This is a genomic window from Bacillus sp. AL-1R (assembly GCF_052180195.1).
Lineage (GTDB): Bacteria > Bacillota > Bacilli > Bacillales > Bacillaceae_G > Gottfriedia.
In genome coordinates this window covers 2519803-2534645 of the sequence record NZ_CP197469.1, presented here as the reverse complement: position 1 = coordinate 2534645, position 14843 = coordinate 2519803, and the positions used below count along the sequence as shown (strand labels likewise).

General features: G+C 31.5%; 17 protein-coding genes and 1 pseudogene. 14 read left to right on the top strand and 4 right to left on the bottom strand.

Features of this window, described 5'->3' with window-relative positions:
• Nucleotides 1–195 carry a hypothetical protein gene (locus ACSBO6_RS11885; protein WP_498843419.1) on the top strand — a complete coding sequence of 65 codons (195 nt, stop codon included), beginning with the start codon at nucleotides 1–3 and terminating at the stop codon, nucleotides 193–195.
• A gap of 14 nt (nucleotides 196–209) precedes the next feature.
• Nucleotides 210–575 carry a group I truncated hemoglobin gene (locus ACSBO6_RS11880; RefSeq protein ID WP_498843418.1) on the top strand — a complete coding sequence of 122 codons (366 nt, stop codon included), beginning with the start codon at nucleotides 210–212 and terminating at the stop codon, nucleotides 573–575.
• A 1259-nt stretch (nucleotides 576–1834) separates the two neighbouring features.
• On the opposite strand, the gene ACSBO6_RS11875 is transcribed toward ACSBO6_RS11880, so the two are convergent.
• Nucleotides 1835–3343 carry a nitrate/nitrite transporter gene (locus ACSBO6_RS11875; protein ID WP_098843737.1) on the bottom strand — a complete coding sequence of 503 codons (1509 nt, stop codon included), beginning with the start codon at nucleotides 3341–3343 and terminating at the stop codon, nucleotides 1835–1837.
• Between the two features lie 217 nt (nucleotides 3344–3560).
• On the opposite strand from ACSBO6_RS11875, the gene ACSBO6_RS11870 reads away from it, so the two are divergent.
• Entirely contained in the window at nucleotides 3561–3746 is a 186-nt protein-coding gene (locus ACSBO6_RS11870) for a hypothetical protein (protein WP_098843738.1), read from the top strand.
• Nucleotides 3747–3889: 143 nt separating this feature from the next.
• The gene (locus ACSBO6_RS11865) at nucleotides 3890–4165 is read left to right on the top strand and encodes a hypothetical protein (RefSeq protein WP_498843417.1); all 276 of its coding nucleotides are present in this window, start codon (nucleotides 3890–3892) and stop codon (nucleotides 4163–4165) included.
• 137 nt (nucleotides 4166–4302) lie between these two features.
• Here the strand turns inward: ACSBO6_RS11865 and ACSBO6_RS11860 are convergent, their stop codons facing one another.
• Together ACSBO6_RS11860 and ACSBO6_RS11855 are read right to left on the bottom strand one after the other, a co-directional pair.
• Nucleotides 4303–4527: a hypothetical protein gene (locus ACSBO6_RS11860; protein ID WP_498843416.1), complete on the bottom strand. Its 225-nt coding sequence runs from the start codon at nucleotides 4525–4527 to the stop codon at nucleotides 4303–4305.
• Between the two features lie 174 nt (nucleotides 4528–4701).
• Entirely contained in the window at nucleotides 4702–4932 is a 231-nt protein-coding gene (locus ACSBO6_RS11855) for a hypothetical protein (protein WP_098843740.1), read from the bottom strand.
• A gap of 158 nt (nucleotides 4933–5090) precedes the next feature.
• Here ACSBO6_RS11855 and ACSBO6_RS11850 point away from each other — a divergent pair, with 158 nt between their 5' ends.
• From ACSBO6_RS11850 to ACSBO6_RS11805, 10 genes and pseudogenes are all read left to right on the top strand, one after another.
• The gene (locus ACSBO6_RS11850) at nucleotides 5091–5243 is read left to right on the top strand and encodes a putative holin-like toxin (protein WP_353616056.1); all 153 of its coding nucleotides are present in this window, start codon (nucleotides 5091–5093) and stop codon (nucleotides 5241–5243) included.
• 123 nt (nucleotides 5244–5366) lie between these two features.
• Nucleotides 5367–6728, top strand: a complete 1362-nt coding sequence (locus tag ACSBO6_RS11845) for an NAD(P)/FAD-dependent oxidoreductase (RefSeq protein WP_498843415.1) — start codon at nucleotides 5367–5369, stop codon at nucleotides 6726–6728.
• A 30-nt stretch (nucleotides 6729–6758) separates the two neighbouring features.
• The gene (locus ACSBO6_RS11840; RefSeq protein ID WP_498843414.1) at nucleotides 6759–7409 is read left to right on the top strand and encodes a histidine phosphatase family protein; all 651 of its coding nucleotides are present in this window, start codon (nucleotides 6759–6761) and stop codon (nucleotides 7407–7409) included.
• Nucleotides 7410–7983: 574 nt separating this feature from the next.
• Nucleotides 7984–9555 (top strand): L-lactate permease, encoded by a 1572-nt coding sequence (locus ACSBO6_RS11835; protein WP_498843413.1) that lies wholly within the window; start codon nucleotides 7984–7986, stop codon nucleotides 9553–9555.
• Nucleotides 9556–9787: 232 nt separating this feature from the next.
• Nucleotides 9788–9904: a YjcZ family sporulation protein gene (locus ACSBO6_RS11830; RefSeq protein WP_098843744.1), complete on the top strand. Its 117-nt coding sequence runs from the start codon at nucleotides 9788–9790 to the stop codon at nucleotides 9902–9904.
• 209 nt (nucleotides 9905–10113) lie between these two features.
• Nucleotides 10114–11523: a lysine 2,3-aminomutase gene (gene kamA / locus ACSBO6_RS11825; RefSeq protein WP_098843745.1), complete on the top strand. Its 1410-nt coding sequence runs from the start codon at nucleotides 10114–10116 to the stop codon at nucleotides 11521–11523.
• Nucleotides 11516–11806, top strand: coding sequence for a YokU family protein (locus ACSBO6_RS11820; RefSeq protein ID WP_098843746.1), 291 nt, complete (start codon nucleotides 11516–11518; stop codon nucleotides 11804–11806). The genes kamA and ACSBO6_RS11820 overlap by 8 nt, the downstream gene beginning before the upstream one ends.
• Before the next feature lie 110 nt (nucleotides 11807–11916).
• Nucleotides 11917–12135 (top strand): YozE family protein, encoded by a 219-nt coding sequence (locus tag ACSBO6_RS11815; protein WP_098843747.1) that lies wholly within the window; start codon nucleotides 11917–11919, stop codon nucleotides 12133–12135.
• 227 nt (nucleotides 12136–12362) lie between these two features.
• Nucleotides 12363–12458: pseudogene (locus ACSBO6_RS11810) on the top strand (YodN-related protein); the annotation flags it as partial.
• 53 nt (nucleotides 12459–12511) lie between these two features.
• Nucleotides 12512–13975 carry a recombinase family protein gene (locus ACSBO6_RS11805; protein ID WP_498843412.1) on the top strand — a complete coding sequence of 488 codons (1464 nt, stop codon included), beginning with the start codon at nucleotides 12512–12514 and terminating at the stop codon, nucleotides 13973–13975.
• Nucleotides 13976–14112: 137 nt separating this feature from the next.
• Here ACSBO6_RS11805 and ACSBO6_RS11800 read toward each other — a convergent pair whose 3' ends face one another.
• Nucleotides 14113–14736, bottom strand: a complete 624-nt coding sequence (locus tag ACSBO6_RS11800; protein ID WP_498843411.1) for a DUF4257 domain-containing protein — start codon at nucleotides 14734–14736, stop codon at nucleotides 14113–14115.
• Nucleotides 14737–14843: the final 107 nt, after the last annotated feature.

Genomic DNA, 14843 nt, shown 5'->3' with positions numbered 1-14843 from the left:
ATGAGGATGGCTTGGTGGATATTCATGGCACTGCTTGCAGTACAAATTATTCTAATCCAATACATGGTAGAAGAATTTTTGGCCGGGCATTATCACGAATTATTTTATTATTTTTTAGCAACGGGATTTGTATTTGTTTGTTCAATAATTACATATATCTTTTTCCGAAAAACGGATGAGGTTAGTCATGAATAAAGGAGATTAGTGATATGGAGTCTCAAAACAATTTATATGAGCACATTGGTGGAAAAGAAAAGATTGGCCAAATGGTAGATGATTTTTATAAAAATGTAATGAATGATGAATCAGTAAGCCATTTTTTTAAGAATATCGACATGGAAAAACAAAGAGAACATCAAACTAATTTCCTTAGTTATGCATTTGGAGGACCTAATCAATATTCTGGCAGAACAATTGCCAATGCACATCAAAATATAAACACTGAACATGCACACTTTGACTCAATTATTAACCATTTACAAAATGCTATGAAAAATCACGAGATTGAAGAAGAGCATATGGAACGGGTCATTCGAAAAATATCTGAGCATAGACAAGACATCGTTTCAGAGTAATAACTATTAAAATTAACTAACGAAAAAGAACAGATCTGTAATGGATCTGTTCTTTTTTCAGAGTGTTGAAATAAAACCTAGTCAATATAGAACAACAAAAGTCAAGTATATATTATTTAAGCAAAAATTTTTAAAGGCTCATACTCATAACAGGTTCATGAGGAAGTAAACTAGCGAAAAACAGAAAGAAACTTCCTTATGACAGGTTAATGAGGAAGTAAACCCGTGAAAAATAGAAAGAAACTTCCTCATAACAGGTACATGAGGAAGTAAACTAGCGAAAAACAGAAAGAAACTTCCTCATAACAGGTACATGAGGAAGTAAACCCGTGAAAAATAGAAAGAAACTTCCTCATAACAGGTACATGAGGAAGTAAACTAGCGAAAAACAGAAAGAAACTTCCTCATAACAGGTACATGAGGAAGTAAACCCGTGAAAAATAGAAAGAAACTTCCTCATAACAGGTACATGAGGAAGTAAACTAGCGAAAAACAGAAAGAAACTTCCTCATAACAGGTACATGAGGAAGTAAACCAGCGGAAAATAGAAAGAAACTTCCTCATAACAGGTTCATGAGGAAGTAAACCAGCGGAAAATAGAAAGAAACTTCCTCATAACAGGTTCATGAGGAAGTAAACCAGCGGAAAATAGAAAGATACTTTCTCATGACAGGTTCATGAGGAAGTAAACCAGTGAAAAATAGAAAGAAACTTCCTAATAACAGGTTCATGAGGAAGTAAACCAGCGGAAAACAGAAAGATACTTCCACATGACAGGTTCATGAGGAAGTAAACCAGTGAAAAATAGAAAGAAACTTCCTCATAACAGGTTCATGAGGAAGTAAACTAGCGAAAAACAGAAAGATACTTCCACATGACAGGTTCATGAGGAAGTAAACCAGTGAAAAATAGAAAGAAACTTCCTCATAACAGGTTCATGAGGAAGTAAACTAGCGAAAAACAGAAAGATACTTCCTCATAACAGGTTCATGAGGAAGTAAACCAGCGGAAAATAGAAAGAAACTTCCTCATGAATTGTTCAAGAGGAAGTAGACCACAGAAAAATAGAAAGGTGCTTCCGCATAACAGGTAATGAGGAAGTAAACTAGCGAAAAGTAGAAAGATACTTCCTTATAACAGGTACATGAGGAAGTAAACAGCAAAAATTAGAAAGTTCCATACTCATGACAGGTTTTAGTAGAAATCAACCCAAAATTAGCGTTGTTGACAAGCCCATTTTTCAATTTACTCTCTCAATTTTAAACTTTTTTATTAGTGGGGTTTAATTCATTAAACATACCAACATAGTTCGTCACATTATCATTATCGTCCTTAATCGCAGAAATTGTAAGTAATTCTAAATAAACATCCCGATTTTTACGTTTATTCCATATTTCTCCTTGCCAAAAGCCATTTGCTCTTATATCCTCCCACATTTTGTTATAAAAAGAAGGATCATGTTTACCTGATTGAAGAACAGCTGGTGTTTGTCCAACAATTTCCCCGTTAGAGTATCCTGTTACTTTAGAAAATGCTGGATTTACTTTTTGAATAACTCCTTTTAAATCTGTTAACATGATTCCTTCAACAGTGCCATCTATAATACGCTCAGATATTGACAATTTATCTTGGTAAAATAACCAAATTACACATATTAAACTTGCTAAAGAAAATTCAGAAAGGGCCATAAAACCAATCGCATTATGTCCAGTCAAATTATAAAGAGTTGTTAATACTAGCGGTGGGAAAAAACCACCAATCCCACCCATTGCAGCAACGATTCCATTTACAATTCCAGCTTGTTTTGAGAAATACAATGGAACAAGCTTAAAAATTGTTCCATTTCCAAGCCCAGCACAAAACGCTACTAAAAGACAACCAAATGTATAAATAGGTAATGATAATGTAAATGAGAGTAAGAATCCAGAAAAAGTTAAACCACTGAAAACGAATAGTAAGATCATAAATGGATTTAATTTATCTCCAAGCCATCCACCAATAGGTCGAAGTACAGTCGCTAATACGATAAAACCGGCTGTACGAAAACCGGCATCCACTTTTTCTAGATGAAAATGGTTTACTAGAAATGAAGGTAAATATACCGTAAAGGCCACAAAAGCCCCAAATGTTATAAAGTAAAATAAACACAATAACCAAAGCTTATAATTTCGATAAACCCCTTTAATTTGTTGAGATAGGGAAGTTGTAACTTTTTTCTCATTTTTATCTCCAAAGAAAAATGTCAAAATTGCAAATAAAACAAGTAAAATAATAAATAATTTTACAGTATTTCTCCATCCGATGGAGCTTGCTAAAACTGGTGCCGTAAAAGAAGTAACGGCAGTCCCTATATTACCTGCCCCATAAATACCATTTATAAAACCGTGACGCTCTTTAGGGTAATATTTTGGTAATGAAGTAACTCCAACTGAAAAGATTGCGCCGCCAATTCCTATAAATAAGCCGCCTATAATCAAATCCGTCACAGAATTTGCAACACTGATGTAATAGATGGGTAAGATGAGAATAATCAAGCTAATAAAAAATAATTTTTTTGCACCATAACGATTTGTCCAATAACCAATAGGAACCCTCAGTAATGATCCCAAAATGACTGGAACTGCAGTCACCAATGCAAGTTGATTAGAGCCAATTGAAATATCATTTTGAATAAAAGGCATTAAAGAAGAAATAATGACCCATACCATAAAACCGATTACTAAATTGAATGTTTGTAACACTAGCTGTGTAATACCTTTTGAAATCATGATAACACCTACACTTTTATGGAATAAATTTTATTTTATCTTTTGCATTAAGCGATAAAAAAACACATGAAAACAGTTTGATTAAAGAATAACTGACTGAATCATACTTATCATTGTGATATAACTCACAACTTCTGATTTTCCTTACTTTATAATTATTTTAGAGCTTTGGTTCATAAATCTATAATTAGTTCAACAGAAATCAAGAGGTGAAGAGATGAACTTACTTACCGTTAAAAAGAAAAAGTTGGATAAATGCAATAGTAATTATGTAATAAAGATTGAAGAGAATCGAAATATTAAACTTAAAACTTTTATTATTACTTCATCATTATTTCTATCAGGTACATGCATATTTGGAGTTGCAGTTGCGACATTACATCATATAGGTGGAATGCATTAAGAATGAACAGGTATAAAGTAACGATAAATGGGCCGATCTCTGTCAAATAGACGTTAACTTAAAATAAATTTTCCCAATAAAAAACTCCCCATAAAGCAGACAGTTATATCCTTTTTACTGTCTACTTTTGGGGAGAATTACAAATGATAAATAAAATTAAGGGCAGAATAAAAAAATATTCTAAAGGAGTGATTATTTTGAAAGATAAAATTGATTTTTCAGAAAAAATTCATATAGGTGAACTAATTGCTGTTTCGAATGTTTACGGTTTAACTCCTTATACGCTTCTTTTAGAACTTGAAAAAGGTAAGATTGAAGTATTTCTTTCGATCGATGAATTTAACAAAAAATACAGTGACACAACAGATTTGGACTGGTGTCAATTAAATAATGGTAAAGTTTTCTCAAAAAAAGAATGAAGAGTAATAAGGATTAATTCGTCAATCTAACAACTGATTTTAAGTGGTTAATTTTATTAGAGGTAAAAGAGAAGTAATTAGCGAGAATAAAGTTTGATTTGATTGCAGTCTGAGATTGATTAATTTTTCCTCTGACTTTAACTTCTATTATTTAACACCATTTCTCCAAACATGGCCAATTGATCATTATTTAAACGATCTCGATCAATAGTTGGTAGCACAACGGATATTAAAAAATTAACTTCGCTGTTTAACCGATTAATCTCTTCTAACAAATGGATTTGGATTTCTTTCATTTCGTTGATAACCTCAAGATACAAATCTTCATTAGTACAATTAGATTCTTTGATTTTATTGTTCATATCCAACACCTCCAAAGAAAATTATTCGTTGCAAATGCTTCAATATCCTTTATGTATAACTGATTTTTTAATTTCAAAAAGTTTAGAGTAAATGATTTTTCATCGCTATCACAAGTATAAAATAAAAAAACTCAGCCAATAATTTAAGATTTTGGCATGAGTAATACAACTTATTCATTCACCGATATTATCTTCAAACCACTCTTGAAGCTCTTTTAATGATGTAAAGGAGAAAATTTCTTCTCCGTTTTGACCATTATCAATACCGGTGTTACCTCTTAACGTAATTTGTCCTTCATCTCCAGAAATTAAAATTGCATAAGGGTGGTTTCTATTTATATACCTTGCATCTAAATCATTATCAATCCAATTTTTACTATTCAAAAAAGCCTCGAAATGATCCATTTACATTCCTCCTATGGTCATATTGTTCCATTTTTTAACAAAAAAATAGCCCTTAAAAGGATTGTGGAAGAAATTGGGTTAACTGCAAAAATGATTAATCTTGCATGTTAATTACATTTTTAAAGGATGCTTCAAAATTAAAAATTAAAAAAATTTGAATGTATAGGACAAACTTAGTTCCGGGAAGGCTTAAAAGTAAGGAGGCGGTTTGTATAGTTACTTTCGAAGTTTTATCACTAATGATTAGCTTTGGTATGTTTGTGATCGCCATTTTAGAATTTAAAAATAAAGATCAGAATAAAAATTCTTGAACACGCTAATTAAAGCGTGTTTTTTTTCTAATAAATTCTGTCAACTATTATTTAAGAATTTCACTTAAGTATCGTTACTATTGTACAATTAGAATAAGTGAATAATTCAAGTAGGTGAATAAGATGTATGATATTACAATTATCGGTTCGGGTGTAAGTAGTATTTTTTTAGCATATACATTATTAGAATCAAATCAAAAAGTATTGATTCTTGAAAAAGGACAATCATTAAAGGAAAGAACCTGTGCAATAGACAATGGCGGGTTATGCAATTGCGATGTTTGTGGGAAATATTATGGCTTTGCAGGGCTTGGTAAATCAGAAGGGAAATTTAACTATTCATGTGATTTTGGAGGAGAATTAGCTCAAAAGGTAGGTAGAGAAAATCTTGAACTATTAATGAAAGAGGTTGACGATTTATTGTGCCTTTTTGGGGGAGATTCGGTAGAAAAATATTCAACTGTAAATGAAAAATTGGCTAAAAAAGCAAAAGATTGCAAGTTACATATGTTAACGACAGAAGTTAGACATCTCGGTACGCGTCTTTCTACGGAAATATTCCAACGACTCTATAACGAATTAGCTAGTAGGATTGATATTCGCTTTGAAGTAGATACTCTAGCTATTAAAGCTAAGGATCATCGATTCTATTTGGAAACCAACTTAGGAAAATTCGAATCTAAAAATGTAGTATTTGCTACAGGCAGGTCCGGAACTGAATGGTTAAATGATCAGTGTACTTCACTTAGAGTTAAACAAGGAAGAACTCGTTTAGATCTAGGGATTAGAGTTGAAATGAAAGAACAACAGCTTCGATCTATTTTACAAGATACATTCGAAACGAAACTTGCTTTTGAATATGACGAATTGATTTCAACGACTTATTGTATGAATCCTAAAGGTAGAATCGTTCGAAAGTTTCAAGAAGGATTAGTTATGCCCGACGGACAAAATTTTAAAGAAAAAGAATCAGGAACAACTAATTTAAATTTTACTTTATTTACTCCTAACTATTTTCCTTCACTTAAGGAAGCGAATCTTTACGCTAATAATATTATCGGAAAAATAAATAATGGTTCAGATCGTATTGTCGTTCAACGATTAGGTGATTTACTTAATGGTGAGCCTACAACTAATGTGAAAATGGAGAAAAACAATATAAAACCAACATTAAATGCCGATTGCGGTGACCTTAAAAATGAAGTTCCCAATTTATATTTGAATATTTTACAAGGATTTTTGAATCAATTAGAAGAATTTATTGGAGAGAGAATTGATGAGGATACACTTCTCTACGGAATAGATGGGAAGTTTTATTCACCGATGATCGAAACCAATTCAAACTTTCAAACGAGTTTAGATGGGTTATTTGTAATTGGAGATTGCTCTGGAGTTACTCATTCGTTATCTCAAGCAGCGGCTAGTGGAATCTATTTAGGAAAGATATTGGCAAAAAAAGATCAATATTTAACTTGTATTAATTAGGTTTTTTAAATTCACAATGTGGGTGATTAGATGAAAAATAGAATTCATTTATATTTAATTAGACATGGTGAAACTTATTTAAATCGTTATAAAAGAATGCAAGGCTGGGCCGATAGTCCATTAACAGAAGAAGGAAAACTAGTTGCGATAGAATGTGGAAATAAGTTGTCACAGATACAGTTTGACCGTGTTTATACTAGCGATTTAGGTAGAACTGTTGAAACAGCAGAACTGATTTTACAGCAAAACAGTTACAATACTCCTGTAATTAGAAAAACAAAAGCATTCCGCGAGTCCTTTTTTGGTAGTTTTGAGGGAGAATTCTCTGCAGTAGCCTTAGGGAAAGTCGCAAATGATCACGGCTATTCTTCCTTTAGAGAACTATTAAGAAATCGGTCTTTAGAAGATATTACAAATTTTATCAAAGAGTCTGATCCATACCATCATGCTGAGAGTTATTCTGAGCTATGGAATCGCATTGAAAAAGGTCTAAATGAACTAATTATCGAAAATAAAAATAACGATGAGAACGTATTAATTGTCACTCATGGGAATATAATTCGCAATATTGTAAAAAAGTTTTCAGAAGAATTTAATATTGAATTAGAAATAAAAAACGCTAGTATAACAATCTTAGAATACACATCTGATACGTATAAAGTAATTTCTTTTAATCAATAATCCACTAAGTACCTAAAATCAAAACCACTAGATACCGTGTAAAAAGAGAAGGATAAACATTCTTTCTCTTTTTTTGTAGTTCAAAATCAATCTTTTACTTACTATTTTTTACTGATGATAGAGTAAAATTGCTTAATTGTCTATCTGTTCTTAGAAAAGATCAGTGTAGTTTATTTTTTCCAGGGTTCATTTTTAAGTTCATCTATCTAATGATTGATTTGATAAATGGAAAGAAATAGTCAAGATAAGAGTAGAGCAAAAAACGAAAATAAAATTTACCTAGTTTTCCCATAAATGGAAATAATCGTTTATTGTTATGTACTAATACTTAGTATAAAATTATGTTTGTTAATTACTTCACAAATTAAAAGTGGGAATTAGTAAAATTATTTATTTTTTTGATGCTATTTGTGAAATGTTTCACAAATAGGAATATATGTAGAAATAATATTAATTATTTTATAAGGGAATAGTAAAAAAATAATATTTGTGAAGTTATTGAACAAAATGGGTAGGTTCGAAGCTAGATTTTGAAACATAAAAGCAAAAGAAACTGAACAAAGGAGAAAACCAAATGTTAGTAGATAGTTTTAATCCATTTGATAATCTTGCAATTTCAGCACTAGTTGCGGCTATACCGATTCTTTTATTTCTTTTATGCTTAACCGTATTAAAAATGAAAGGAATCTATGCAGCGTTATTAAACCTTGGCATTATGTTTATAATTGTAATTACGATTTTTAAATTACCAATTGGTGAGTCAATCGGAAGTGTCACCCAGGGAACTATTCAAGGATTATGGCCAATTGGTTATATTATTGTAATGGCTGTTTGGTTATATAAAATAACAGTAGAGTCTGGAAAGTTTGATATTTTACGTAGCAGTATAGTAGGTATTTCTAGTGATCAACGAATCCAGTTTTTATTGATTGGATTTTGTTTTAACGCATTTCTTGAAGGAGCAGCAGGATTTGGAGTACCGATTGCTATTTGTGCAGTATTATTAGTTTCGATCGGTTTTAAACCATTACAAGCAGCTATGCTATGTTTAATTGCAAATGGTGCTTCAGGTGCGTTTGGGGCTATTGGAATACCAGTGGGAATTATTGATACATTTGGATTACATGGTGTTACTTCAATGAAAGTTTCAATCATGACAGCATTAACATTACCGATTATTAATTTTACGATTCCATTTCTATTAATTTGGTTAATCGATGGATTTAAAGGAATTAAAGAAATTTTACCAGCAATTTTAGTAACGTCTATTACTTATACAATTTCTCAGGCAATTATGACAATCGTATTAGGTCCAGAGTTAGCAGATATTATTCCTTCATTATTAACAATGGGTGTTTTAGCATTATTTCTTAAAAAATGGCAACCTAAAAATATTTTCTTACTAAATGGGAAGAAATTTAAAATTGAATCATATTCAATGGCTGATGTGATTAAAGCATGGTCACCATTTTATTTACTAACAATTTTCGTATTAATTTGGAGCTTAAAAGCATTCAAAGGTTTATTCGCTGTAGGTGGAGCATTAGCTTCAACCGTTATAAAATTCGTTGTTCCAGGTTCAACAATTAATGTCAGTATTGATCTAATCGGAGCAACAGGTACTGCAATATTACTGGCAGCACTCGTTACAATTTTTTCATCAAAATCAATAAATATAGGGAAGGGTTTAGCTCTTCTCAAAAAAACAATTTCTGAATTTTGGATACCGATCATAATGATTTGTGCAATTATTAGTATTGCGAAATTGATGACATATGGAGGATTAACAAGTGCTTTAAGTCAAGCAGTTGCCCATACTGGGGCGGTATTTCCATTCTTATCTCCAATTTTAGGTTGGATTGGGGTATTTATGACTGGTTCTGTCGTAAATAATAATACTTTATTTGCTCCAATCCAAGTTTCAGCAGGTAATATTTTAGGTACAAATCCTTCGTTATTAGTATCAGCAAATACTGCAGGTGGGGTAATAGCAAAACTAGTTTCACCTCAGTCAATTGCAATCGCAACAGCTGCAGTAGGTGAAACAGGTAATGAATCGTCATTAACAAAGATGACGTTAAAATACAGTTTTGGATTACTAGCATTTGTTTGTATTTGGACATATATATTATCACTTTTTTATTAAGTAAAAGAGTCTTGAGAGATGTTTTCTCAAGACTTTTTATTTCTTAAGGCTGGTTTTCCGAAAATAGTTTATGATTGATTGCCCATTAATTTTAGCACTATAAAAACAGTTTATGTATAATCAACTATTTAATTACTCTAGAAATATAGACAAATGCCTATGTAACAAGGATTGTGAACCTTACATATACTTTATTGTGATTTCTAAAAGTTTAGTGAAGGAGGCAATCTACATGAAGGGATATTCACCTTACTACGGCGGAGGCTACGGGTGTGGCGGAGGATTTGCGTTAATCGTTGTATTGTTTATTTTATTAATTATCATCGGTGCGTCATTTGTAACTTGCTAAAAACTATGGAGCGTCAGCCACAGAGATACCGACTAACAAATTAGTTAGTCGGTTTATTTCATTTTAGACAAAAATTATTACGTCTTTCTTAGTTTTACTGTTTTCACCAACTTTTTATGTAATGCATATAAAGAAGTAGGTATATAACTAGAAATTCTTACTTAAATTTTGTAAATGTAAATTGTCCTATTAAACAAGGAGGACCATAAATGAAAAATCAGCTTTATAAACCTCAAAGACATTGGAAAGATATTCCTTTATGGAAAGATGTTACGGATGAACAATGGAATGACTGGCTATGGCAATTAACGAATACAGTCAGAACATTGGATGACTTGAAACAAGTGATTGATTTAACGGAAGATGAAGAAGAAGGGGTGAGAATATCAACGAAAACAATTCCACTAAATATTACGCCATACTATGCTTCTTTAATGAATCCAACTGATCCACGATGTCCCATTAGAATGCAATCTGTACCAATAAGTAAGGAATTATATAAAACAAAGTATGATGCAGAAGATCCACTAGGAGAGGATGATGATAGTCCAGTTCCTGGATTAACTCATCGATATCCAGATCGAGTGCTTTTTTTAGTTACTAATCAATGTTCCATGTATTGTCGCTACTGTACAAGACGTCGATTCTCTGGGCAAATTGGTATGGGAGTACCGAAAAAACAATTAGATGAGGCTATTGCATATATACGTAACCATGAAGAAGTAAGGGACGTACTTATTTCGGGTGGAGATGGATTATTAATTAATGACAATATTTTGGAATATATTTTAAAGAATTTAAGAGCAATTGATCATGTGGAAATTATTAGAATTGGCACGAGAGCACCCGTAGTCTTCCCGCAAAGAATTACTGAAAACTTATGTGAAATATTAAAAAAATACCATCCTGTATGGTTAAACACACATTTTAATACGAGCATTGAAGTAACCGAAGAAGCAAAAAAAGCATGCGAAATGCTTGCAAATGCTGGGGTTCCAGTTGGGAACCAATCAGTTATTTTAACAGGAATTAATGACAGCGTACCAATTATGAAAAAGTTAATGCATGATTTAGTAAAAATAAGAGTAAGACCTTATTATATCTATCAGTGCGATTTATCAGAAGGAATTGGTCATTTTAGAGCACCAGTTGCAAAAGGGTTGGAGATTATTGAGGGGTTACGTGGGCATACATCTGGTTATGCAGTACCTACGTTTGTAGTAGATGCACCAGGTGGAGGAGGTAAAATCTCACTTCAACCAAATTATATCGTCTCACAAAGCAGTAAAAAAACAGTATTAAGGAATTTTGAAGGTGTCATCACATCCTATCCAGAGCCTGAAAACTATAAAGAGGATACGGCAGAAGAGTATTTCTCACTAGTTTATCCTGATTATTTAAATAAGGCAGCTAAGGTTGGTATTGCTAGTATCATGAATGATCAAGTGCAAAGTCTTATTCCATCAGATTTAGAAAGAATGAAAAAGAGAGAACAATATCAGACAGATCCAACACATAATTCCTTAAAAAATAAACGAGAAAAAAGGGATGAATTAAAAGAGAAAAAGTTTCAATCACAAATTCAAAAAATGGATGGAAGTGTAAAAAAAGATGAATAATACTTTAAAATGTGATTGGTGTGGTGAGGAAAAAGCATCCGAAACAAAATCAGTTGTACATTGGGAATTGCCAGATGGTTCACGAGCAATCACAATTACAGAGGTACCATCCTTTCATTGTGATCAGTGTAAATTTACCTATCAAAAGGAAGATATGGTCAAATCGATAGAAGATCAGTTATTTCTCATTTCAACAAAATTACTTCCGGTTTCAGTTACATTTGATGAATTAATGAAGCAGCCAAGACTATTAAAAAGAAATTATTTTGACTTCTCGTCATAGAACGAGTATTTTTAAACTATAAAACAAATCTGTAATTGTAAAAAATATTCAAAAAGTACAAAGATTTTTAGAATAAAAGACAAAATAAATCATAAAACTGAGGGAGAATCATGAGAAAGTCATTTTACCACTATATGATGAAACATCGAAACTATAAAATTCCTAATGAAATTGGACTATTGGCAGATCATCTTTTTAATGATCACTCATTTCCAAAACATTCTTCAAGCTATGATGAAATTAGCTCGTATTTAGAGTTTGATGGTACTTTCCATCAATCGATGAGCGTATTTGATGAAGCATGGAACTTATATTTAGAAGATCAATAAGATGTGACTTAGTTTACCTAAGTTGCATCTTTTTTTATTGGAAGCTTATTCAATCACCCTTTTTGTATTGATTCTACCATTTCTGAAACTAGCTATTTATTTCTTACCTATAAAATGGGCTAATCCCTTTTTTATTTACGATGAAAATGACAGACAATTATTTATTGGTTGCATAGTATACAGTAAAAACGAATTAGTCACGACGAATGGAGAAGGAGGTAAGAAGTATGACAAAGAAAAAACAACCAAAATATAACGTAGATGATATTGTCGTGATTACGTTATATGGTACTGTCGGTAAGATAACAAATATTAACTTTCTATTTTTACTGGGAATGAAACCCTTACGTAAAATGGATAATGCTATGGTGATCTCATGTTAGCAGCTATTTATCTCAGGCTATCAAGAAATGAAGAACAAAAAGATGTAGATGAAGTTTTACTTAATCATAAAAATGCTTTGATTAAGCTTGCCAATCAACATCATTTAAAATATATCATTTATCAGGAGATTTCGAGTGGTGTAAATACGGATCGTGAACAATTAAATTTATTACTTAAGAAAATACATGAATTTGATTATTTGATTATTATGGATATCGATCGACTTTCGCGTGATAATGCACATGCAGAACAAATCAAGCAAGTATTAATCTTAAATGATATTAAAATATTAACTCCACAAGGTAAAATAGATTTATCACAGGAAACGAATGAAATGTTATTTTCATTCCAAGCAGTATTGGCTAATTTTGAATATAAGCAGATTAAGAAGCGGTTATCAAGAGGTAGGTTAGCAGCAGCGGAGCAAGGAAAATGGGTAATGAGTAATAAGACCCCACTTGGATATCGTAAAAACGCTTATAAAAAATTAGAAATAATTGAAGACGAAGCGAAGATTATTCGGCTAATATTCGAAAAATCGTTAGAACGAGTTTCTGTAAATGAAATAGCAAGGCAATTAAATAGGTTAAATTGGAGGAGCCGACAAGGTAAAATCCTCACTACAGCACATATTAGCCAATTACGTACGAATCCTGTATATTATGGGGCAATACAGGCTAGAAGACGTATTCATAATAAAATTATTGATGAAGTATTTATCGAAAATGCGCATGAGGCAATCATAACTAAAGAGCAATTTTTTGCCGTCCAATCGATATTAGAAAATAATAAAAATGTTTATTTTCAAAATAAAAAAGCAGTCCGCAGGTTACAAAATTTAATCTACTGCAATTGCTGTGGGCGGAAGAGATATATTCAAAAAGATCGTTCAAATACTGATTTTATAAAATCATGTTCATATAAAATATCAAACAATCAGTGTAAAGATCGGGGCTATAAATATCAAGAAGTTGAAAAATTTGTTTTAAATTGCATTAAAGAAAAAAAGTCAGAGCTAGAGAACGCGTTAAAAATGCTAGATTCTCAGAAAACAATCGAACTCGAACAGAGACTAATGACTGAATTCGTCTCATTAAATAAACAAAAGGATAAGATAAATAAGCGAAAGAATAATATTAGAGAAATGAGAATGGATGGAGAAATTACTAAAAAGGAATATGAAGAATTAAAATATGAACTGATCGTTCAAATGAATCAAATAACTGAGCAAATTGAACTCTATCAGACCCAAATAGAAAATTTAAAAAATAATAATCCTAAAAAAATAGAAAAGATCATTGAAACGATCGAAAATTTAGAAGTGATCGATCCTGAATTATGCAATCATTTTTTAAAAACATTTATTCATAAAATATGGTTTAGTAGTAATATGGATTCAAGTCATGATACAACTAGAAGTAAGAAAATTGCCACTATAAAAATAGAATGGATTTAATACTCAAGCTATCATTCTATTAAACGAATAATATCATGTTCGGTTTTTTTAGAATCTTAAAGTTAAAATAAAAAGTTCAGTTAACCATCTTTGAAAAGATTGAACTGAACTTTTTTTGTAATGCATTTATTAATAATTTATCTGTTATTGATCAATCGAACTAATTCATTAAAATATTTTTCAGCTTCCTTTGTACTTCTTGCACATTTTAACCTTTTCATTAAAATATTGTAATGCAAATCAACTTCTTCATTTGTTGAATCATTCGTGCTGTCATCCTCATTATTTTGTTCGATGCCATCGACTACACCAGTATCTGTTTGATGCATATTGCCATTGTTCATTTCAGGGGCACTAGTCTTTTTGATCTCAGTTTTCGCTTTCTCCATTTCTTCTAGCGTTGAACTAAAATCAATGATTTTATTATTAACGTTTTTATCAACCAATTTTTCTAAATAAGCACCGCCACTAACTCCACAAATAAAAGCATAAATGATAACTGATACGGGAGTTTGGTCATTTGTTGTTAGAACAGCAATTAGGTAAGATATACAACCTGCCAGAGCACCAAGAATTATTTCTCGCTTTGATCCTAGTGAATACCTTGCTCTACCATCAGAATCTTTAAATCGATAACTTCTAATATAGCCCTCATTAGCTAATAATATATTGGCATAACCACCGATTGCACCAATTAATATTGATAGAAAAGTCAAAAATAAATCATTAGATGATAATGTATCCAGCCAATTTTCGTACATTTTCATCCCCTCCCGTTTTTGTTACACTATATGGAGGCTTTTTTAAGAATAGTACAATTAGATACAATCAGTTTAGGAGGTCATTTTTTCTATATTTGCATGGCTAA

Coding starts and splice junctions, on each gene's coding strand:
- ACSBO6_RS11885 (WP_498843419.1), top strand. CDS start 1: ATGAGGATGGCTTGGTGGATATTCATGGCACTGCTTGCAGTACAAATT.
- ACSBO6_RS11880 (WP_498843418.1), top strand. CDS start 210: ATGGAGTCTCAAAACAATTTATATGAGCACATTGGTGGAAAAGAAAAG.
- ACSBO6_RS11875 (WP_098843737.1), bottom strand. CDS start 3,343: ATGATTTCAAAAGGTATTACACAGCTAGTGTTACAAACATTCAATTTA.
- ACSBO6_RS11870 (WP_098843738.1), top strand. CDS start 3,561: ATGAACTTACTTACCGTTAAAAAGAAAAAGTTGGATAAATGCAATAGT.
- ACSBO6_RS11865 (WP_498843417.1), top strand. CDS start 3,890: ATGATAAATAAAATTAAGGGCAGAATAAAAAAATATTCTAAAGGAGTG.
- ACSBO6_RS11860 (WP_498843416.1), bottom strand. CDS start 4,527: ATGAACAATAAAATCAAAGAATCTAATTGTACTAATGAAGATTTGTAT.
- ACSBO6_RS11855 (WP_098843740.1), bottom strand. CDS start 4,932: ATGGATCATTTCGAGGCTTTTTTGAATAGTAAAAATTGGATTGATAAT.
- ACSBO6_RS11850 (WP_353616056.1), top strand. CDS start 5,091: ATGTATAGGACAAACTTAGTTCCGGGAAGGCTTAAAAGTAAGGAGGCG.
- ACSBO6_RS11845 (WP_498843415.1), top strand. CDS start 5,367: ATGTATGATATTACAATTATCGGTTCGGGTGTAAGTAGTATTTTTTTA.
- ACSBO6_RS11840 (WP_498843414.1), top strand. CDS start 6,759: ATGAAAAATAGAATTCATTTATATTTAATTAGACATGGTGAAACTTAT.
- ACSBO6_RS11835 (WP_498843413.1), top strand. CDS start 7,984: ATGTTAGTAGATAGTTTTAATCCATTTGATAATCTTGCAATTTCAGCA.
- ACSBO6_RS11830 (WP_098843744.1), top strand. CDS start 9,788: ATGAAGGGATATTCACCTTACTACGGCGGAGGCTACGGGTGTGGCGGA.
- kamA (WP_098843745.1), top strand. CDS start 10,114: ATGAAAAATCAGCTTTATAAACCTCAAAGACATTGGAAAGATATTCCT.
- ACSBO6_RS11820 (WP_098843746.1), top strand. CDS start 11,516: ATGAATAATACTTTAAAATGTGATTGGTGTGGTGAGGAAAAAGCATCC.
- ACSBO6_RS11815 (WP_098843747.1), top strand. CDS start 11,917: ATGAGAAAGTCATTTTACCACTATATGATGAAACATCGAAACTATAAA.
- ACSBO6_RS11805 (WP_498843412.1), top strand. CDS start 12,512: ATGTTAGCAGCTATTTATCTCAGGCTATCAAGAAATGAAGAACAAAAA.
- ACSBO6_RS11800 (WP_498843411.1), bottom strand. CDS start 14,736: ATGTACGAAAATTGGCTGGATACATTATCATCTAATGATTTATTTTTG.